Origin of the sequence: Achromobacter sp. DH1f, from assembly GCF_000633435.1 — a bacterium.
In the GTDB taxonomy this organism is placed as follows: domain Bacteria; phylum Pseudomonadota; class Gammaproteobacteria; order Burkholderiales; family Burkholderiaceae_B; genus Achromobacter; species Achromobacter deleyi.
Map to the genome: position 1 here is coordinate 24,773 of NZ_AYMF01000006.1, position 19,930 is coordinate 44,702.

Consider the following 19,930-nt stretch of genomic DNA (forward strand, 5'->3'; position numbering starts at 1 on the left):
GTGTTCCGTCGCACCCCTACGCCGCATACCAAAGCACCGCAAAGAAATGGCACACCGTGCCCGCCAGCACGAACAGGTGCCAGATGAAGTGGCTGTAGCGCCAGCGGTTGTCGAAGACGAAGAACACCACGCCGCCGGTATAGGCCAGCCCGCCCGCGACCAGCCACCACAGGCCGCCGGTGGGCACGAGTTCGAGCAGGGGTTTGACGGCGATGATGACCAGCCAGCCCATCGCCAGGTACAGCCCGGTGGACACGGCGGGGCGGTTCAGGCGCTTGCTGGCTTTGAGACCCACCCCCAGCAGCGCCATGCCCCAGACCAACCCGAACAGCGTCCAGCCCCACGGCCCGCGCAGGGCGCCCAGCGCGAACGGCGTGTAGGTGCCGGCAATGAGCAGGTAGATGGCCGAGTGGTCCAGCACGTTGAACAGGCGCTTGGCGCGGTTGTCGGGCAGCGCGTGGTAGATGGTGGACGCCAGGTACAGCAGGCACATGGTGGCGGCAAACACCGCGGCGCCCGCGATGAAGGCGGCGTCGCCCTGGCGCACGGCCGCAATGATGAGAATGGGGGCGGCGGCCAGCGCGCCGGCCGCGCCCAGGCCGTGGCTGATGGTGTTGGCGATTTCTTCGCCCAGGGTCTGGCGGCGGTCGTTCGGGAACATGGTTTGCGGCAAGGACGATGCTGGAATTGAAGATTAGGGTTTCTACCATAGGCGTTTTGGGCCGCCGCCTCAAGCGGGATCGGTCCGAACAAGTGCCGGGCTTGATCTGGTGCAAGCGCGTCGTCCTGCCGTCATCCGAAATGCTGCGAGGTTAAGTTACTGTGTGATACATTTCACACGCTAATCAGCTTGCCCGACAGAGGCGGCGATTGGGCGGCTTACCGCGTTAACGACGGGCGACGCATCCGGCGGGCCCGCACAGACTCTTGAAGGGGAGGCACTTATGATTCCGGCAATTGGCCTGATGGTTGGGGCTTATATCGTCACGCGCATGACCGCGACGTTGACCCGACCCGATACCAACAAAGTCGTCAAAGTGCTTTCGATTCTGACCATCGTGGTCGCGCTGGTGTCCTGTCTGGACCTTCTGACCAGCAGCGCCGCGATTCAATCCGGCCGGTTCTGATCCGGCGGATTCCAGGGCATTGGCGTCCGCTCCCTCGGACGTGGCAGTCGGCGGGCCGCACGGTGCGGCCAGGTGGTTTTCAAACGTCGTCGTGGAGTTAAAAAGAGGTTTACTGGCAGAGGCCTGACAATGGCGCGCAGTTTTACCAGCTTGTTTTTCAACGCCGCAAAAAAATTCAGCAAACTCCAGCGCGCGGCATTGCGCATGGCGGCCCCCAAAGCCGCCCGCAAGCGCACCGTGTCGGCGCGCAAGGCCGCCGTGGCGCGGCAGGCGGCCAAGACCGCCGCTTCTGCTGCGTCCAGCCTGGGCGCCGGCCGCTGGGAGGCCTCGCGGCAGTTCTCCGATGCGCTGGGCCGGCGCCTGACCTTCGCCCGCTACACCCCCGCCACCGCAACGCGCCAGGGCATGCCCCTGGTGGTGATGCTGCACGGCTGCCGCCAGACGGCGCTGGCCTTCGCGCGCGGCTCGCGCATGAACCAATGGGCGGATGCCGGCGGTTTCATGGTGCTGTATCCGCAGCAGTCCATGACCCGGCAGGTGCAGCGTTGCTGGCGCTGGTTCCAGCCCGACGCGCTGCACGGCGGGGCCGACGCCGACCTGATCGCCGCGCTGATCCAGTCCGAAGTGGCGCGCCACGGCCTGGACCCCGAACGCGTCTATATCGCCGGCCTGTCGGCCGGCGCCAGCATGGCCGCGCTGGTGGCCCTGCGCCATCCCGCATTGATCGCCGCGGTGGCGATGCATTCGGGGCCGGTGGTGGGCGATGCGCATACCGCGGCGGCGGGTCTTTCCACCATGCGGCGCGGCTCGGTCAAGCCGCTCTTGCCGCTGGTGCAGAGCGTGGCGGATCCGGCCGTGTTCCAGCTGGGCATGCCCGCCATGATCCTGCAGGGGCAGATGGACCCGGCTGTCGCACCGCGCAATGCCAAGCAGCTGTTCGAACAGTTCCGCGCCTTGAACGGCCTGGGCGCTGAAGACTTGCCGGTCGAGCGCGTGCTGGGCCTGGGCACGGAAAAGGCGTATCGCCGCGTCGACCTGGTGCGGGGCCGCAAGACCGTGCTGCGGCTGTGCGAGATCACCCGGGTCGAGCATGCCTGGAGCGGCGGCGACGCGTCGGTGCGTTACCACGCCCGCAGCGGCCCGGATGCCTCGGCGTTGATCTGGCGGTTTTTCCAGGGCCAGCGCCGCGTCGCGATCGCGCAATAAGGGGCACGCATCGTCATGCGAAACCCCTGCGCCGGGCCGGCAATGGCGCTATTGTTCCGGAATCGGGAATGGAGTTGTCGCGGCCACCGCCGGCCGCTTGAAAGCACCGGGCGCTAACATCGCCGCACGCTCGGAAATCCGGCGCCACGTCCGGCGTCGGCCGATCATGTCTTTCGGAAAAACATCATGTCTTTGTCCATGTACCAGGCCAGCGTGCCTGTCTTCATCCGCGGCCTGACCGTGCTGGCCACGCTGCTGGAAAAGGGCGCCGCCCACGCGGCCGCCAACGGTATCGATCCGGCCGAACTCGTCAATGCCCGCCTGGCCCCCGACATGTACCCGCTGTCGGGCCAGGTGCAGCGCGCCAGCGATGCGTCCAAGTTTGCCGTGCAGCGCCTGTCGCAGGTCGAATCGCCCAAGTTTCCCGATGAGGAAGCCACGTTCGAACAGCTGCAAAAGCGCGTGGCCGACACCATCGCCTACCTGCAATCGGTGCCGGCCGACAAGCTCGACGGCGCAGAGGGCCGCAAGGTCACGCTCAGCTTCGGCGACTTCAAGCCCGAATTCCAGGGCGATGCCTACCTGCTGACGTTCGCGCTGCCGAACTTCTATTTCCACGTCACGACCGCCTACGACATCCTGCGCCATGCGGGTGTGGCGATCGGCAAGCTGGATTTCCTGGGGCCGTACAAGGCCTGATGGGGATGGCGCGGGGGGCTGCCCGCTGACCTGGGGTCAGCCCGGACCGCTCGCCGCACCAGGGCATGGTCGCGTCCGATCAGCGACGCGGCGGGCCAGGCCAGACCGGTCAAGCCGACCGGCCGGCGCCGCGCCACCGCATCGCCATCAGCCCTTTTTCTGCGCCTGATCGCCGCAGCCGCTCATCTCGCCCATCTTGGCCATGTTCTGCTGGATTTCCTCGGGCGTCAGGTCCTGCTTGTGGGTGGCCAGCGACCAGCGGTGGCCGAACGGGTCCATCACCTGGCCGTAGCGGTCACCCCAGAACATGTCCGCGGCCGGCATTGCCAACTGGGCGCCGGCCGCCACCGCCTGTTCGATGGCGGCGTCCGCATCCTGCACGTACAGGTGCAGCGTCACGGGCGAACCCTTGAGCGCCTTGGGGCCCAGGCTGCCCCATTCGGGAAAGTCATCCATCAGCATCAGGACTGAGTCGCCGATGCGAATGGCCGCGTGCATCACCTTGCCATTGGGGCCGGGCAGGCGCGTGAGCTCCTGGGCGTTGAATGCCTTCTTGTAGAACGCGATCGCGTCCGACGCGCCCTCGCACACGATGTGCGGGGTCAGGGTGTGCATGCCGTCGGGAATCGCCTTGCTTGCGGGGGTTGCCATGGTGTGTCTCCGTGAATCGTTGGGATGTAGTCGGGATAGCTACTGCCAAGTAGGCCGCCGGTTGACCATCAGCCTGCTCTTGTCCTACGACGAACGGGCGGCGCCGGAATCGACAGCGCGCCCGGATTTTTTTATCGCGGGGCCACTTTGGCCACCAACGTGGCAAAGCCGCCCCAGCACATGCGCTTGAAGTCGAACACGCCCTCGCAGGACATGTTCGCCAGGCGCGGGTCGGCCATGACCTTGGCGTTGATGCGGTCGCGCTCGGCCTTGCTGGCAAAGGCGATCCACGAGAACACGACCGTTTCGCCTTCCCGCGTGCCGGCCGCGGCGCTGAACGAACCGAAGCCTTCGCCGTCGATGTCGTCCGCCACGCATTCGCGGAACTCCAGCGCGCCGTATTCCAGCCAGATCGAGCCGGCGGTGTCGGCCATTTTCTTGTACGCCTCCAGGTTCGCCTTGGGCACGCTCAACAGGTAACCGTCTATGTACTGTTCCATCAGATGCTCCTTCTTGCCATGTTGTTGTAGGCGGCTGCCCAAGGCCCGCTTGCTCTCGGGAAACCGGCACCGGCCTCGTTGCCGGTAGATGCCACTGTATCGGGATCGGCGCCGCTTTCAGATAGGCAATTGCGACATCTTCAGGGTGGATTGCGACAGGTCTGAAGCGTATGCTTGGCGGCATGAAAAACATCGCGTTCCTGCTGCCCGGCGGCGCCAATATCGCCTCGCTGGAAACCGCCCGGCATGGCTTCCTGGTGGCCAACGAATACCTGGCCGCGCAGGGGCGCGAACCGCGCTTCCAGGTGCGCACGCTGGCCGCCACGCGCCAGGTCAGCCTGGACGACGGCCGCATCACGGTGCAGGCCGACCTGGTGCTCGACCAGGCGCAAGGCATCGACATCTGCATCGTGCCGCCGCTGCTGGGCGCGGTGTCCGATGCCGTGCTGTCCAACCGTGAACTGATCGAATGGCTGGCCGGCCATTACCGCCAGGGCGGTGAAGTCGCCAGCCTGTGCATGGGGGCGGCGCTGCTGGCGGCCGGCGGCCTGCTCGACGGCCAGCAGGCGGTGGTGCATTGGGTGGCGCGCGACCTCTACGCCAGCCTGTTCCCGTCAGTGCAGTGGTCCAGCGACCGCGTGGTCATGGCCGAAAACGGCATCTACACGAGCGGCGGCGCATTTTCGGCCGCGCACCTGGTGCTGCACCTGATCGAAAAATATACCGACCGCGATACCGCCATCTGGTGCGCCAAGTACTTCCAGCTCGACTGGAGCCGCCAGAGCCAGCTGCCGTTCTCGGTGTTCATGGGCCACAAGTCCCATGCCGATCAGGTAGTGCGCGCGGTGCAGGATGAGATCGAAACCCGCTACACCGAAAAGATCACCGTCGAAGACCTGGCCGACCGCCACGCCATGGGCCGGCGCACGCTTGAAAGGCGCTTTCGGCAGGCCACCGGCAACAGCATCGTCGAATACGTGCAGCGCGTGCGCGTCGAGGCCGCCAAGAAACGCCTGGAAAGCTCACGCAAGAGCGTGGCCGAAGTCATGTACGAAGTCGGCTACAACGACACCAAGGCGTTTCGCGACATCTTCAACAAGTACTGCGGCATGTCGCCCGTGGGCTATCGCGAACGCTATCAGTAAGGGGCCGGGCGCACCCCGGCCACCACGCGCCGGGCAGTTCGCGCTGCTGCGCCCGCCACGCGCCGGGTAGCCGGGCGCGTCACCACGCCCAGCGCACGCCCACGCTACCTGACACGCTGCGCTGGCGTTCGCCGCCCAGGTTGGTCAAGCCGCTGGCCGCCGCGTACAGGCTGGTGGACTTGCCCACCTGCGCCGCCACGCCCAGGTCCACCTTGCCGGCCGTCTGGCCGACGTTGGCGCCCAGCACCGTGTCGCTGCCGAAGGTGGTGCGATCGTTGTCGCCAAAGGTGCGCAGGAGGTTCAGCCGCACATACGGCTGCCAGTTCACGCGCGCCGATTCATAACGGCCCAGCAGCCGCAGGCCGGCGCGGCCCAGGAAGGTATTGCCGCGGTTGAAGCCCACCGTCGATATGCCGTCGTCCAGGTCGTTGAAAGACAGCCGCTGCCACACCAGTTGCGCCTGCGGTTCCAGCTCGACATTGCCGCCCAGCGGGATGGGCAGCCCGGCTTCCACCGACCCGGTGATGGCCCGGCCGTGCGTCGTGTCGCCGATGCCGTCGCGCGAGCGCGGCTTGGCGTCCAGCGTGCTGCCCATCAGCACCACGTCGGTGTACCAGCCGCTCGGGCCGATGTGGGTCCAGTACGCGCCCAGGCTGTAGGCGTTCACGGCCAGGTGGCCGGCGTCCAGCCCTTGCATGCCCAGCGCAAAGCCGTTGACGTCGCCCGTGGCCCGCGCAAAACCGGCGAACAGGCCGAAGCGGTCACGGTGGCCGTTGTCGCCAGTGCGCGCATAGATATCCTGCCCGGCCTGCGCCCCGAAAATGTCGCCCTTGAACTGCGGGTTGGCATCGCCGCGCTGGGTCAGGGTGTCGTGCCCGCCCCAGGCGCGCGCCCAGGCGGCCGGCAGGGCGCCGTCCTGCGTCAGCAGCGATTGCGCGCCCTGGCGGTCATGAAACGTGCCCAGTTGCTGGATGCCAAGCTGGCGCGCCACGCCGGGCAGGGCGGCATACACCGGCACTTCGGGGCGGTAGGTCACGATCGGGTCTTCGCCCGCGGGCGGCGGCTCGGGCAGCGGCGGCGTGCCGATGGCCGGGTCCGGCGGGTCGACCACGCCGTCCACCGACGGCACGCTGTTGCGCAAGTACCAGTTGTCGGCGGTGCCGGGCGTGATGCCGCCGTGCACCAGGTGGTATTGATAGGCGCCGGCCTTGACCGGGCCGGCCAGCATGAAGGCGCTGGGCGACGTGGTGGCGCCGTTGGCCGCCTGCACCACCTGGATGCCGTTGGCCACGGTTTCGGCGCCGGGGCCGCCGACGTTGTTGATCTGAAGCCGGGTCGATCCCGTCGCGGTGCCGCCGTTGATCACCAACTGGTCTGACGGCGCGCCGTCGCCGCCCAGGTAGGTGTTCAGCGCCAAGGTGCCGTTCTGGCCCACGTAGCTGCCGACGTTCAGGCGGTTGCCGACGCCCGCGCCGCCCAGTTGCACCAGCCCCGCGTTGGTCAGCGCGCCGTTGATGGTGAAGGCGCCGTTGCCGGAGGCGGCCAGCGCGGGCAGGGCGTTGGCCACGGCGATCGTGCCGTTGTTTGCGACGGCGCCGGTGACCGTGCCGTAGCCGCCCAGCGTCGTGCCGGCGGCCACGTTCACGGGGGCATCCAGCGTGCTGGCGACGTTCAGCGTGCCGCTGTCCACATAGACCTGGTTGAAGGTGCCGCTGCCGGTCCAGTTCCACAGCGAGCCTTGCATGTGCAGGGTGCCGAAGTTCAGGAACGCGTTGGCCGCCGTGCCCGTGCCTTGCAGCGTCAGGGTGTTGTTGCCGTTGCCGCCGTCCGCGCTGCCGTTGATGACGGAACCGGTCTGCAGGATCAACGTATTGTTGCCGTTGCCCATGCCGATCGCGGTGCCGACGCCGCTTTCCACCAGGCCGGCGTTGGTCAGGGTGGTGTTGCCATTGAGCGTGCGGATGCCAAAGCCGTTCTGGCTGATGATGCGGCCGCCCGCCAGGTTTTCGATGGTTGCGGTGAAGCTGGAACTGACCGTGTTCGACACGACCGCATCCGGGGATCTGAGGCCGACCGCGCCGCTGGCCGAGATGGTGCCCGAATTCACGAGCCGCGCGTTGTTGCCTTGCAGGAAGACGGTCTGGCTGCCCGCGCCGCTGGATTCAAGCGTGCCGCTGTTGGTGACGGTGCCGTTGCTGCCCACGACGGAGAGGGCGCGGGCGCTGGAGCCCGTGGTGGTCACGGTGCCGGTGTTGATGATGGTGTTGTCGTGCTGGCCCGTACTGACGGCTCCCCATGGCGCCGTGATGCCATAGGCAGACGGCCCCGAGGTCGAGATCGTGCCGTGGTTGATCAACGTATTGCCGGTGCCGTCGACCGCCATGCCGTCGTTGGAGGCGCCGGTCGTGGTCAGGCTGGCGCCGGCGGCATTGGTGATCTGATTGCCGTCGCCACTTCCCAGCAGGACGGCGCCGCGGAAGGTGCCTGTACCGCCGCCGCCCGTCAGCACAAGCTGGCCGCTGTTGGTGATGGTGCTGCCGGCCTCGACGCTGATGCCGATTCGATTGACCGCGCGCGTGAAGCTGCTGGTGGCCGTGTTGTCGATGTTGACGGTGACGTCAGTGCTGCCGGGCTGGGCCGCGACCGGGGCGATGCCCGTGCCGGAGCAGGTCACGGTGACGCCGCTGGCGGGCGCGGGGTCGCTGCAGGCCGCCATCGCGGCAGGCGCCAGCGCACAAGACATGATCATGACACCGCTGGCACCACCGATGGCCTTCTTCATGGGCAATGTCCTTTGAAGGGAGATACGCCTCTTGCAAGAATGGCTCGACTTATAGCACCGCAAATTCCCGTTTATGGAAACTGGTAGCAAATGATTGCGCTTTTTGCGGCGCAGCAGATGAGGGCGGCGGGTGCGCCGTGCCAGGCGATTCCGGTTGGCCGGACGCGGGGGGCGCCGGGCGGGCTGCCGTGGTTGTCAGCCGCCGCGCCGCCGACGAAACGCCCACCAGCCCATCAGCACGGTAAAGGCGGCCACCAGCAGGCAGATGATCCAGAACCCGTGATGGTCGTCCGACAGCGGAATGCCGCCCACGTTCATGCCGAACAGGCCCGCCATGATGTTGATGGGCAGGGCCAGCACCGTCACCAGCGTCAAGGTGAACAGCGTTCGGTTGTTCTGTTCGTCCAGCCGCGCGGTCATTTCTTCCTGCAGCAGCTTGATGCGCTCGACCAGCCCGGCCATGTCGCCCAGCACCACCGAGAATTCCTCGGTGGATTCGCGCAGTTCCTGCACGTCGCGCGGCCGCAGCCATGCGGGCGGACGGGCCAGCAGGCGGAACACCGAGCCCGGCTCGGGCGCCAGCGTGCGTTGCAGGCGCACCAGCACGCGGCGGGTGCCGGCCAGGTCCAGGCGGCCGGGGCCGCCGCGCGACGCCAGGAAATGGTCTTCGATGCCATCGACGTCCACACTGGCCTTGCGCACGATCTCCATCATCAGGTCGGCCTGGTCGCGCATCAGGTGCGCCAGCAGCTGGGCGGGCGACTCGAACGGCTCGCCGCGCCGCACGTGCTCGCGCAACCGGTCCAGCGAGCGCAGCGGCTTGCGCCGCAACGTCACCAGCAGCCGGCGGTGGGCGCACACCCACAGCGTGGACACCTGGGCGGGTGTGCGGTCGAAGTCGAAGATCACGTCGTTGAACACCGCCACCAGCGCGCCTTCCTGCTGTTCGATGCGGGTGGAATGGGCGTCATCGCCCAGCATGGCGATGAAGGTGTCCGGCAGGTCCAGGTGGGCCTGCAGCCAGCGCACGCAGCCAGCCTGCGACAGGTTCAGGTGCAGCCACAGGAAGGCGCCGTCGTCCGGCGGGGCTTCGGGGCCGGTGGCCCGGCCGCGTTCCAGCAGGTCCGCGAGCGCGGGCGGGGCGATTTCGGTGGCGGCGCCGCCGCCCGCCGCGAAGCGGAACGCGCAGATCAGGCCGGAAATGTCGGATTGGTAGTCGGCCGGGGCCGCGGGCGTCGTCATGATGCGCGATGGTGACGCCAAAGCGTGACAGTTCCGAGACAGTGCGCCCGGCAGCCCGCGTGGCATCAGCTATATTTCAAGCGCGTTTCCTTCCCGCCTTTCCAGACCCAGACATTCCATGCCCGAAAAACCCGTCGAACCCCAAGCCGTCCTCAGCCCCAACGCCCGCTATGCGATCTTCCTGGTCGCCACGTTGAACCCCGGCGCCGACAATGCCGCCACCGTGCGCGCCTGGTGCGAAGACGTCGCCGCGCTGGTCCGCACGGTCGGCACCCGCGCCGTGGCAGCCGACCTGTCCTGTATCTGCGGTTTCAGCTCATCCGCCTGGGACACCCTGTTCGGCGCGCCGCGCCCGGCCTCGCTGCATCCGTTCCGCGAATTCGGCTCGGGCGACCGGGTGGCCGTGTCCACCCCCGGCGACATCCTGCTGCACATCCGCGCCGAAGCCATGGACGCCTGTTTCGAACTGGCCACGCTGCTGGTGGCCGGCCTGGGCACGGCCGCCAAGGTGGTCGACGAAGTGCATGGCTTTCGCTATTTCGACCGCCGCGCCATCATCGGTTTCGTCGACGGCACCGAAAACCCGCAGGGCTTCGAGCTGGCCGACTTCACCCTGATCGGTGACGAAGACCCGGCCTTTTCGGGCGGCAGCTACGTGCTGGTGCAGAAATACCTGCACGACATGACCGCCTGGGAAGCCCTGCCGACCGAGCAGCAGGAACGCATCATCGGCCGGCGCAAGCTCACCAATGTCGAGCTGGCTGACGACGTCAAACCGTCGTATTCGCACAGTTCGCTGACCACGCTGGACGAGGGCGGCCAAGAGGTCAAGATCCTGCGCGACAACATGCCGTTCGGCCGCCCGGGCTCGGGCGAATTCGGCACCTACTTCATCGGCTACGCACGTTCGCCCGCGCCTATCGAGCAGATGCTGGAAAACATGTTCGTCGGCCGTCCTGCGGGCAACTACGACCGCCTGCTGGATTACAGCCGCGCGGTCACCGGCGGCCTGTTCTTCGCGCCGTCGGCCGAGCTGCTCGAAGCGCTGGCCGAACGCGAACGCTGACGCGCATCGGGCGGGCGGCCGCCAGGCGAATGATGGCGCGGTGCGTGGCCGCCCGCGCGCACCCCGCCGCCAGGCGCCGTCAATCCGGAATCTGCGGTTCCACCAGCCGCATCAGCTGGGCCAGGGATTCCTGCCAGCCCAGGTAGCACATCTCGGTGGGTATCACCGCCGGGATGTTTTCCTGCACCACCGTCATTTCCGTGCCGCAGGACACCTTGCGCAGCGTGATGGTGGTCTGCATCTGGCCTGGCAGGTTAGGATCGTCGAACTGGTCGGTGTAGCGGATCTTCTTGTTCGGCACCAGTTCCAGGTACTTGCCGCCGAAGTCGTGGCTATGGCCCGTGCCGAAATTGCGGAACGACATCCGGTGCGAGCCGCCCACCTTGGCGTCCAGTTCGTGGACCAGGCAGGTAAAGCCATACGGGGGCAGCCAGCGCACGATGGCGTCCGGCTCGAGAAAAGCGCGGTACACGCGGTCGGGGGCGGCGCGCAGCACGCGGTGCAACGTTACGGTTCCTGTCGTCATGGTCATTTCCGCCTTGAAGGAAAAGTGGGGGGATGTACTGGCTCGACGCATGAGCCTCCCGCAAATCGACAGGACACGGATCAGGATAAACCCTAGGGTGTCGGGGGGCATCACCGCCCCGGCGCCAGCAAAAGGAGCATAGGCATGATCTCTGCACAAGACAGGCATTACCTGGCGCGCTGCGTCGAATTGGCGCGGCAGGCGTTGGCGCAGGGCGACGAGCCCTTCGGTTCGCTGCTGCTGTCGGCCGACGGCCAGGTGCTGTTCGAAGACCGCAACCACGTGGCCGGGGGCGACCACACGCGCCATCCGGAATTCGAGATCGCACGGTGGGCCGCCGCCAACCTGACGCCCGCCCAGCGCGCCGCCAGCACCGTGTATACGTCGGGCGAGCACTGCGCCATGTGCGCCGCTGCGCACGGCTGGGTCGGGCTGGGCCGCATCGTCTACGCCAGTTCCACCCCGCAATTGAGCGCATGGATGCAGGAACTGGGCTTTCCCGCGCCGCGGGTCAAGGCGCTGCGCATCACCGATGTCATCACCGACACGCCGGTGGACGGGCCGGACGCGGAATTGGCCGAACAGGTCGGGGCGCTGCACCGGGCGCGCCAGCGGCCGGCGGGGGCGGGGTCGGCCTGATGGGCAGCTGACCCGCCTGACGGACCTGACCGAGCCGGCCGCCTAGCGCAGCAGCACGTCTTCGTAGAACGCGCCGATCGGCAACGTCTGGTCGCGCACCTGGATCTCCAGCACCCAGATGCCGTCGGCCGGCACGAAGTCGGCGTCTGCCAACTGGTGCTTGCCATACAGCGCATGCGGAAAATCCGCCACGCGGTGGCCGGGAATCTCGCGCACCAGTTCGCAGCCGTGTTCGCGCGCATAGGCTTCGGCGCGGTCGTACAAGGCCGCGCCGCTCAGGCCTTGCAGCCAGGCCTCGCGGGTGCGGGCGAACACCTGGCGGGCGGCCTCTGCGCAGCGTTGGCGGTCGGCGTCCGCGCCCACCACGAAGGTGTCGCCATAGTCGCCTTCGTAGCCGTCCCACACCGGGCCGATATCCACCACGAACATGTCCTTGTCGCCCAGCCGGCGCTGGAAGTCGGTGGGATGCACGGCGGGTGACTGCGTGTCGGCGCCGAAGCGCACGTAGGTCGGGTGCCAGTTGTGTGATGCGCCCATGCGGCGCAGGTGCGCGTCGGCCGCGGTGATGGCTTCGCGCGTGGTCATGCCGGGCTGGATCAGCGCGGCGATCTCGCGCACCGCCGTCAGCGACCGCCGCCGCGCACGCAGGATGCCGTCCATGGTGAAGCGCGGGCTGACCCGTTCCCACGGGTGGGCCGGGGCGGGCGCCACGACGGGGCCGGCGCCGGTCGCGGGCACGAAGGCTTCGGACAGAAAGCGGTCGTCGGGCAGGCCGGCCTGGCGCAGCCGGTCGCGCGCCGCGCGCACCATGGCGGGGTTGCCGCAAGCGTAGACCACCGTGCGGGCCCAGTCGTGGCCGGCGGCCGCGGCCCTGTCCTGCACGTAGGCATGGGCCTGCGGCGTCGCAGCGGCGTCGTCTTGCGGCACCACCGCATGCCATTGAAAACCGCCCTTGCCCAGCAGGGCATTGAGCATCGGTGCGGCATAGCAGTCGTCGGCCGAGCGGCCGCCCCAGTACAGCGTCACGCTCTTGATGGCCGGGCTTTGCAGCCCGGCCATCAAGATCGGGTACACGCCCGCATAGCCCGTGCCCGTGGCCAGCAGCACCAGGTGTTCGATGTCTTCCGGCCAGCCTTCGTCCGGCCAGGTGCAGCCGCCCAGCGGACCTTCCAGCGCCAGGGTGTCGTCGGGCATCAGGCGCGGCAGCAGGCGTTCGGTGAAGCCGCCGCCGGGCATGCGGCGGATCTGGAATTCCAGCCGGGCCGGGCCCGCGGCCGACGGCAGGCTGGCGATGGAAAAGGGGCGCCGGCTGCCGTCTTCCAGCAGGAATTCGACGTGTTGGCCCGGTTGCCAGGCGAAGGCGTCTTCGCCCTGCACCTGCACGATCAGCTGGGTCACGTCTTCGGTCAGCGGCACGCGCGACACGACGACGGCCTCGCGGCGTTGCGCTTGCAGGGCGGGTTCGCGCCAATGCGGAAAGCGCAGCGCCAGGTCGCCGGCTGCGCGGCACTGGCACATCAGCAGTTCATCGTCGGCGGTGACGTACGTGCGTTCGGTGGGCGGGGCCAGGCGTTCGTGGCAGCCGTCCACCACCGTGGCCCGGCACGAGCCGCACTCGCCGCGCTGACAGGAAAAGGGCACCGGCACCCCCTGGGCCAACGCGGCGTCCAGCAGCGTCGTCGTGCCGTCGGTGGTGAAGTGGCCGGTATCGAGGGTGATGGTGTACAGGGAGGGCGTGGTCATGGCGCGTTTCCGTTGATAGACCCGTGGGGGGGGCGCATGGAGCGCAATGTAGCGATAGAATGGCTTTGTCTGCCAGGGCCATTTTTATGAATATGACCAAGCCACTTTTGCAGGATGCAACCGGGGGTAGCCACCCGGAAACCCCGCCCGACACGCGGCGGGTTTCCCGCCGGGCGGCCCTGCGGGAAACCCGCCAGGAAGCCAGCCTGGACTTGCCGCTGGACCCGCCCCGGGCCGGGGAATCCAAGCAGACCTGGGTCTATCGCCAGATCCGCGAGCGCATCCTCAAAGGCGTGCTGCCCTCGGGCAGCCGGCTGCCGTCCACGCGCAGCCTGGCCGGACGCTGGCACATCGCCCGGTCCACGGTCGAGGCCGCCTACGACCAGTTGCACAGCGAAGGCTATACGGCGGGCACGGTCGGGTCGGGCACCTATGTGGCGGCGGTCATTCCCGATAATTTCTTTCGCGATGGCTTGCCCGGCGAGGCGGCGCAAGGGGGCGGCCGTCCGTCCACGCCGGCAGCGCCTGGCGCATCCGCTCCGTCACCGCGTGCCGTATCGGTACGCCCGGCAACCGGCCTGCCGCCGGTGCCGCCGCCGCGTTCAGAGCCACCTTTCACGGCCCGCAGCGCGGATGCTTCGCTGTTCCCGATGGCCGCATGGAGCAAGGGGCTGGCGGCCAGCGCCCAGCGCGTCACGCCGTCGCAACTGGCCAACGAGGAATCGCAGGGCTGGCGGCCGCTGCGCGAGCAGATTGCGCGTTATCTGGGCGCGGCGCGCGGCATCGCCTGCGATGCCGACCAGGTGGTGGTGCTGACCGGCATCCGCGACGGCATCGATCTCTCCGCCCGCGTGCTTTTGTCGCCGGGCGACAAGGTGCTGGTGGAAGACCCCGGCTACCTCAACGCCGTGCCGCTGTTCAGCCAGTACACGCGCCGCATCACGCCCATCGCGATCGACGAGCACGGTTTTTCGGTGGCCAGCGCCCGCCGCCAGCGCGGCGTCAAGCTGGTGCACGTCACGCCCGCGCACCAGTCGCCCACCGGCGTCACCATGCCCGTGTCGCGCCGCCTGGAACTGCTGGACTGGGCCGCGCAGACCGGCAGCTGGATCCTGGAAGACGACTACGACAGCGAATTCAACTACGACAGCGCGCCGCTGGCCGCCCTGAAAAGCCTGGACAGCGCCGACCGCGTGATCCACTGCGGCAGCTTCAACAAGACCCTGTTCAACGCGCTGCGCATCGGCTATGCGGTGCTGCCGCGGCCGCTGGTGGCGGCGTTCACGCGGACGCGCCACACCACGGGGCGGTCCAACAGCATCATCGAACAGATGACGCTGGCCAACTTCCTGGAAGACGGCAGCTTCGCCCGCCATGTGCGCCGGGTACGGCCCGTCTACGCGGCCCGGCGCGACCAGCTGCTGCGGCTGCTGCAACAGGCCGCAGGCCCGTCGCCGCTGCGGGTCAGCGGCGAGCAGGCGGGCTTTCACCTGGTGTGGTGGCTGCCGCCCGGCAGGGACCTGGCGGACCTGCTGCGCCGTGCACAGGCACGCGGCATCGGCATCCAGTCGGTGGCCGACTTCTGTCTGCGTGTGACGATGCCGCCCGGCGTGGTCATCGGCTACAGCGCGCGTAGCGAGGCCGAACTGGAACAGGTAGGGGCGCTGCTGCGCGGGGCCGGCGCCTGATCAGACGGCCTTGTCCGCCAGGAACGCCTCGATCAGCGCCGCAAAAGCCGGCGGGCATTCCTGCATCGGGTAATGGCCGCAGTTCGGCATCACCCGCAGTTGGGCGTTCGGATGCCACGCCAGGAACGTCTGCCGCATGGCGGCTTCGTCCAGCCCCGGGTCCTTGTCGCCCACGATCACCAGGTACGGTGTCGTCAGCCCACGCACCTCGTCCACGAAATCCGTGTGGACCAGCATGTCCAGGTAGGGAATGCGGCAGGCGGGCGCCACCGACGCGCGATGCCGCCGCAGCTTGGCCTGCGCCCAGCCGCGCCCCAGGCCGCCGGTCACGTATTGCATCAGGCGGCAAAAGGCCTCGTCGTCGCGCGCCGTGCTGGCAAAGAACGCATACGCGTCCGGGCCCAGCCGATTGCCCGCGGCCGACACCGGGCACACGGCAATCGCCCGCTTGATGCGGTCCGGCGCACTCGCCGCCAGGCGCTGCGTGACCATGCCCGTCATCGAATGCCCCAGCACGTTAAAGCGCGGCCAGCCCAGGTGGTCGGCCAGCGCCAGGCAATCGGCGGCGATCTCATCGACCGTGCAGGCGCCCGTCAAATGGCGCGACAGGCCATAGCCGCGCAGGTCCGCGAATACATAGGTGCAGGCGTCGCCGTCCAGATAGGGCGTCATCGCGGCGTAGTTGCCGTGGTCGCCCAGCCAGTCGTGCAGCACCAGCACGGGTTCCGGGCCGTGGCCGTGGCGGACAAAGCCCAACAGGCTGGCCGCGGCGGCATCGTTGCCGACGTTCGGATGGGAGGAGGGGGAATGGTTCATTTCAAGGGTTCCTTCTGGGTTGGAAAAAGCCAAAAGAAACGCCCTCCCGGCGGACCGGGAGGGCGTCTTGAAAGAAGCGTCATCATATCGGGTCGGCGGGCGAAAATCCAGTGGCTGGAATAACCAGACGCGCAGCCCAGGGCAAGCCGCCGCAAGCACCCGCCCTGCGCCTTGTAGCAAAATAACGGCTGCTTTATCGCGTACGACACAGGAATTTCCCCATGCCCCAGCTCGACCTTTACCAAGTAGACGCCTTCACTGCCGCTCCCTTCGGCGGCAACCCCGCCGCGGTGGTGCCGCTGGACGCGTGGCTGCCTGACGCGACGTTGCAGCGCATTGCCGAAGAAAACAACCTGTCGGAAACCGCCTACTTCGTGCGCCAGGGCGATGTCTACGCGCTGCGCTGGTTCACGCCCGCGGTCGAGGTCGACCTGTGCGGCCACGCCACGCTGGCGACGGCCTGGGTGCTGTTCGAACAGCTGGGCGTCAAGGACGACCTGTTGCGCTTTTCGACCCGCAGCGGCGAATTGCAGGTGCGCCGCGCCGGCAAGGCGCTGGCGATGGATTTCCCCGTCAAGCAACCGGTGGCCGAAGCCATCCCGGCCGCGCTGCTGCAAGCGCTGGGCTTGAAGGACGCGCGGGCGCTGTACCGCACCGACGACTATCTGCTGGTCATCGACGATGAAACCCTGATCGACGGCCTGAAGCCTGATTTCTCGGCGCTGGCCGCGTTTGACGTGCGCGGCGTGGCGGTCACGGCGCCGTCCACCCGATACGACTTCGTGTCGCGCTGGTTCGGCCCGCGCGTGGGCGTCAACGAAGACCCCGTCACCGGCTCGGCCCACACCTCGCTCACGCCGTACTGGGCCGAGCGCCTGGGCAAGACGACGCTGACGGCCGAGCAGGGCGGGGCGCGCAAGGGGCAGCTGCAATGCGAACTGCCCGGCAACGGCCGCGTCATCATCAGCGGCCAGGCGGCGCTGTACCTGCGCGGCACGATCTACCTTTGACCCAAGGGCCGCCATGATCGACATCGACGCGTTGCGGGACGGCTTTGCCCGCTTCGGCGAACTCCGCCCGCAAGGCCGCGACGAATGGCGCGGCGATATCCCGCTGCCCGACGCGCTGGCCGATTTCTATGCCCGCATCGGCCCGTTGGGCAAGACTTATCACGCGCACATCGGCCCGGTCGGCGTCACGCTGTCCGAAACCAATGTGTGCTTTCCTGCGCTCAGCCGCCTGTGGGATCTGCAGGCCGGCTACCGCTGGGATGCCTCGAACGGCCAACGGGTGCCGGCCTGGCAGGACAACTGGCTGGTCATCGCCGACCTGAACGCCGATCCCTTCATCCTGGACACGGGCAGCGGCCGCATCCTGTATGCGATGCACGGCACCGGCACATGGGCACCTGACGACATCGCGCCCGACCTCTGGACGCTGGCCGCCGCCCTGGCCGCCGTGGGCGAGGTCTACCTGGACGCGGACGAAGACCTGCGCGACGACGACTGGGAGATCAAGCCGGCCTACCGCGACGCCGTGCTCGACCGACTGACCGCCGTGCTGGGTGACCGGGGCGAGGCCGAGCGCTTCTACGAGGTCCTGCAAGGCTAGCCTGAACGCTCGCGGACCGGGTTCGACGGCTCGGGCGAGGCTTCGGCGCGCCATTATCGAAAACCTATTCCCTCATCAGCACTTCAAATAACCCTGCGCGCCGCAGCTGCCTAGAATCCCCGGTCATGACACCAAGAGGCCGCATCCGGCCCTGGAACCAAGGAGACAGAGGGCATGGACGCGGTATGGGTGGTGGCGATCGGCGCGGCGGTGGCGGGCTTCGTGCAGGGCCTGTCGGGCTTTGCGTTCGGCATGGTGGCCATGTCGTTCTGGGCCTGGGTGCTGGACCCGCGTCTGGCCGCCGCGCTGGCCGTCTTCGGCGCCTTGACCGGGCAACTGCTGGCTGTGTTCTCGGTGCGCCGGGGCTTTGACTGGCAACTGCTGTGGCCTTTCCTGGCGGGCGGCCTGGCCGGCATTCCGCTGGGCGTGCTGGTGCTGCCGCACCTGGACATGGACTGGTTCAAGGCCGTGCTGGGCGCCTTGCTGGCCTTGTGGTGCCCGGTCATGCTGATGTCGCAGCGGCTGCCGCGCATCCGCGGCAACCGCCTGGGCGATGGCGCCGTGGGCATGGTCGGCGGCGTGCTAGGCGGCATCGGCGGTTTCGCGGGCAGCGTGCCCACGCTGTGGTGCACGCTGCGCGGTTTCAACAAAGACACCCAGCGCGCCGTGATCCAGAACTTCAACCTGGCGATGCTGTCGGTGACGATGGCCACCTACCTGGCCACCGGCATCGTCACCCGCGACATGGCGCCCATGTTCGCAGTGGTGGCGCCGGCCATGCTGATCCCCACGCTGCTCGGCACCCGCCTGTACATCGGCATTTCCGAAGTGACATTCCGGCGCACGGTGCTGGGGCTGCTGACATGTTCGGGGCTGACGTTGCTGGCGTCGTCGGTGCCGCAGTTGCTGGCGCGGTAGGCGCTACGCCAGCGCCACCCCGTCCCGCACACTCGCCGCAAGCATCTGCGCCGTCGCTGCCGACAACGTCCACCCCAGATGCCCGTGCCCGGTGTTGTAAAACACGCCGGGCCGCTTGCCCGGGCCGACGCGCGGCATCATGTTGGGGGTCATGGGGCGCAGGCCGCACCAGGGCACCACGCGTGACGTGCGTACGCCGGGGAAGTGCTTGCGGGTCCAGTCCACCAGCGGCTGGATGCGTTCGGCGCGGATGTCCATGTTGAAGCCATTGAATTCCGCCGTGCCGGCCACGCGGAAGCGGTCCCCCAGGCGGCTGGTGACGATCTTGGCGGCTTCGTCGAGCAGGCTGACAGTGGGCGCGGCGGCGCGGCTGTCGGGCTCGTCCAGGTGCACGCTGATGGAATAGCCCTTGACCGGGTAGATGTTCAACGAGTCGCCCAGCTGGCGCGCGAACTGGCGGCTGGCGGCCCCGGCGCAGATGACGAGGGCGCTGGCCTCGTGCTGTTCGTGTTGCGTGCCGCCTTCGCGGGCAATGTCCAATACGTAGGGCAGGCCGTCGCGGCTGATGGCGCGGATGTCGGCGTCCTGCTCGAAGCGCACGCCGCGGCGCACGCAGGCGCGGGCCAGACCGCTGGTGAATTTGTGGATGTCGCCGGTGGCATCGGACGGCGTGTAGAAGCCGCCGTGGCAGGCCGTTTGCAGCGCGGGTTCGATGGCGCGTGCTTCGTCGGGCGTGACCGCGTGGCGTTCCAGTCCGCCTTCGCGCAGCAGCGCGTTGGCGCGGCGTGCGGTCTCGAAGCTGGCGGCGTCGTGGTAGATGTGCAGGATGCCGCGCCGTTCCAGGTCGAAGTCGATGCCTTCTTCCTCGGCCATGGCATACAGGTGCTGGCGCGCCTCGATGGCCAGCCGGGTGGTGGCGATGGTGTTCTGGCGGTAATTGCGGATCTGCCCCATGAACTGGGCCAGCCACGAATACTTGTGCCAGCTGAAGCGCGGGTTGAGCAGCAGCGGCGCGTTGCGGCGGCCCAGCCAGCGCAGGCCCTTCATGACGGTGGCGGCGCTGTTCCAGACTTCGGCGTTGCTGGCGGACAGCTGGCCGCCGTTGGCGTACGACGTTTCCATGGCGGGATAGCGCTGGCGGTCGTAGACCGTGACGTCGTAACCCAGTTTGCTCAAGGCGTACGCAGACGTGACGCCGGTGATACCGGCGCCGATGATGGCGATGCGGGGCATGGTGGCTCCAGATAGCGTGGCTGCGGCCAACCGGCAGCAGCACCCCATCTGTCTTGGTACCTGAGAGCTTCACCCGGGCGGTGTGCGCCGCGGGATCCCCTTCGGTGGGCGCGCTTGGCGCCTCTCTCCAGATTGTCTACACCGCGCAGTCCTGTTGCCTGAGAGTTTCCGGGGCGGTTGCTCCGTCGGCGCCCGCCACGGGGGCGAGTCTCTTCTGCGGGGTTTTGAATCGACCGAAGCAGGATAGCCAAAATTTCGGCCGAACGAGACTTAGGGTTAGTACTAGGATGTGCCAATTTCGTCCTACACTGGGCGCCATTCGGCCGGCGCCAGCCGGT

At 68.0% G+C, this 19,930-nt stretch carries 19 protein-coding genes and 2 riboswitches; of the genes, 10 read left to right on the top strand and 9 right to left on the bottom strand.

Annotated elements, in window-relative coordinates; genetic code table 11:
• Window positions 1-16: 16 nt before the first annotated feature.
• Window positions 17-661 carry a hemolysin III family protein gene (locus tag U858_RS0102810; protein ID WP_025135674.1) on the bottom strand — a complete coding sequence of 215 codons (645 nt, stop codon included), beginning with the start codon at window positions 659-661 and terminating at the stop codon, window positions 17-19.
• A 283-nt stretch (window positions 662-944) separates the two neighbouring features.
• Between U858_RS0102810 and U858_RS0102815 the strand changes: the two genes are divergently transcribed.
• From U858_RS0102815 to U858_RS0102825, 3 genes are all read left to right on the top strand, one after another.
• Window positions 945-1,127, top strand: coding sequence for a hypothetical protein (locus U858_RS0102815; RefSeq protein WP_025135675.1), 183 nt, complete (start codon window positions 945-947; stop codon window positions 1,125-1,127).
• Window positions 1,128-1,331: 204 nt separating this feature from the next.
• A complete protein-coding gene (locus U858_RS0102820) occupies window positions 1,332-2,333 on the top strand; it encodes a PHB depolymerase family esterase (RefSeq protein WP_232786479.1) in 1,002 nt (333 codons plus the stop codon).
• 186 nt (window positions 2,334-2,519) lie between these two features.
• Window positions 2,520-3,032, top strand: a complete 513-nt coding sequence (locus U858_RS0102825) for a DUF1993 family protein (RefSeq protein ID WP_025135677.1) — start codon at window positions 2,520-2,522, stop codon at window positions 3,030-3,032.
• A 147-nt stretch (window positions 3,033-3,179) separates the two neighbouring features.
• Here the strand turns inward: U858_RS0102825 and U858_RS0102830 are convergent, their stop codons facing one another.
• The gene (locus U858_RS0102830) at window positions 3,180-3,683 is read right to left on the bottom strand and encodes a VOC family protein (RefSeq protein WP_025135678.1); all 504 of its coding nucleotides are present in this window, start codon (window positions 3,681-3,683) and stop codon (window positions 3,180-3,182) included.
• 131 nt (window positions 3,684-3,814) lie between these two features.
• On the bottom strand, window positions 3,815-4,183 hold the full coding sequence (locus U858_RS0102835; protein ID WP_025135679.1) for a DUF1428 domain-containing protein: 369 nt from the start codon (window positions 4,181-4,183) through the stop codon (window positions 3,815-3,817).
• Window positions 4,184-4,353: 170 nt separating this feature from the next.
• Here U858_RS0102835 and U858_RS0102840 point away from each other — a divergent pair, with 170 nt between their 5' ends.
• Complete coding sequence (locus U858_RS0102840; RefSeq protein ID WP_025135680.1) at window positions 4,354-5,328, top strand: GlxA family transcriptional regulator; 975 nt, start codon at window positions 4,354-4,356, stop codon at window positions 5,326-5,328.
• 79 nt (window positions 5,329-5,407) lie between these two features.
• Here the strand turns inward: U858_RS0102840 and U858_RS0102845 are convergent, their stop codons facing one another.
• Together U858_RS0102845 and U858_RS0102850 are read right to left on the bottom strand one after the other, a co-directional pair.
• A complete protein-coding gene (locus U858_RS0102845) occupies window positions 5,408-8,110 on the bottom strand; it encodes an autotransporter outer membrane beta-barrel domain-containing protein (RefSeq protein ID WP_025135681.1) in 2,703 nt (900 codons plus the stop codon).
• 195 nt (window positions 8,111-8,305) lie between these two features.
• Window positions 8,306-9,352 carry a transporter gene (locus U858_RS0102850; RefSeq protein WP_025135682.1) on the bottom strand — a complete coding sequence of 349 codons (1,047 nt, stop codon included), beginning with the start codon at window positions 9,350-9,352 and terminating at the stop codon, window positions 8,306-8,308.
• A gap of 118 nt (window positions 9,353-9,470) precedes the next feature.
• Between U858_RS0102850 and U858_RS0102855 the strand changes: the two genes are divergently transcribed.
• The gene (locus U858_RS0102855) at window positions 9,471-10,418 is read left to right on the top strand and encodes a Dyp-type peroxidase (protein WP_025135683.1); all 948 of its coding nucleotides are present in this window, start codon (window positions 9,471-9,473) and stop codon (window positions 10,416-10,418) included.
• 79 nt (window positions 10,419-10,497) lie between these two features.
• Here U858_RS0102855 and U858_RS0102860 read toward each other — a convergent pair whose 3' ends face one another.
• Window positions 10,498-10,944: an SRPBCC family protein gene (locus U858_RS0102860; protein ID WP_025135684.1), complete on the bottom strand. Its 447-nt coding sequence runs from the start codon at window positions 10,942-10,944 to the stop codon at window positions 10,498-10,500.
• Window positions 10,945-11,088: 144 nt separating this feature from the next.
• On the opposite strand from U858_RS0102860, the gene U858_RS0102865 reads away from it, so the two are divergent.
• Window positions 11,089-11,583, top strand: coding sequence for a nucleoside deaminase (locus U858_RS0102865; protein WP_025135685.1), 495 nt, complete (start codon window positions 11,089-11,091; stop codon window positions 11,581-11,583).
• Between the two features lie 42 nt (window positions 11,584-11,625).
• On the opposite strand, the gene U858_RS0102870 is transcribed toward U858_RS0102865, so the two are convergent.
• Entirely contained in the window at window positions 11,626-13,326 is a 1,701-nt protein-coding gene (locus tag U858_RS0102870; protein WP_025135686.1) for a M24 family metallopeptidase, read from the bottom strand.
• Window positions 13,327-13,418: 92 nt separating this feature from the next.
• On the opposite strand from U858_RS0102870, the gene U858_RS0102875 reads away from it, so the two are divergent.
• Window positions 13,419-15,014: a PLP-dependent aminotransferase family protein gene (locus U858_RS0102875; protein ID WP_081821530.1), complete on the top strand. Its 1,596-nt coding sequence runs from the start codon at window positions 13,419-13,421 to the stop codon at window positions 15,012-15,014.
• Here U858_RS0102875 and U858_RS0102880 read toward each other — a convergent pair whose 3' ends face one another.
• Entirely contained in the window at window positions 15,015-15,830 is an 816-nt protein-coding gene (locus U858_RS0102880) for an alpha/beta fold hydrolase (protein WP_029953477.1), read from the bottom strand. It lies immediately after the preceding gene.
• A gap of 221 nt (window positions 15,831-16,051) precedes the next feature.
• Here U858_RS0102880 and U858_RS0102885 point away from each other — a divergent pair, with 221 nt between their 5' ends.
• The 3 genes from U858_RS0102885 (at window position 16,052) to U858_RS0102895 (ending at window position 18,359) form a co-directional block, all read left to right on the top strand.
• Window positions 16,052-16,840, top strand: a complete 789-nt coding sequence (locus U858_RS0102885) for a PhzF family phenazine biosynthesis protein (RefSeq protein ID WP_025135687.1) — start codon at window positions 16,052-16,054, stop codon at window positions 16,838-16,840.
• Between the two features lie 13 nt (window positions 16,841-16,853).
• Window positions 16,854-17,441, top strand: a complete 588-nt coding sequence (locus U858_RS0102890) for an SUKH-4 family immunity protein (RefSeq protein ID WP_025135688.1) — start codon at window positions 16,854-16,856, stop codon at window positions 17,439-17,441.
• A 174-nt stretch (window positions 17,442-17,615) separates the two neighbouring features.
• A complete protein-coding gene (locus U858_RS0102895; protein WP_025135689.1) occupies window positions 17,616-18,359 on the top strand; it encodes a sulfite exporter TauE/SafE family protein in 744 nt (247 codons plus the stop codon).
• Between the two features lie 3 nt (window positions 18,360-18,362).
• Here U858_RS0102895 and U858_RS0102900 read toward each other — a convergent pair whose 3' ends face one another.
• On the bottom strand, window positions 18,363-19,592 hold the full coding sequence (locus U858_RS0102900; RefSeq protein ID WP_025135690.1) for a D-amino acid dehydrogenase: 1,230 nt from the start codon (window positions 19,590-19,592) through the stop codon (window positions 18,363-18,365).
• A 44-nt stretch (window positions 19,593-19,636) separates the two neighbouring features.
• Window positions 19,637-19,727, bottom strand: a riboswitch (glycine riboswitch).
• A 1-nt stretch (window position 19,728) separates the two neighbouring features.
• Window positions 19,729-19,819, bottom strand: a riboswitch (glycine riboswitch).
• Between the last annotated feature and the right edge of the window lie 111 nt (window positions 19,820-19,930).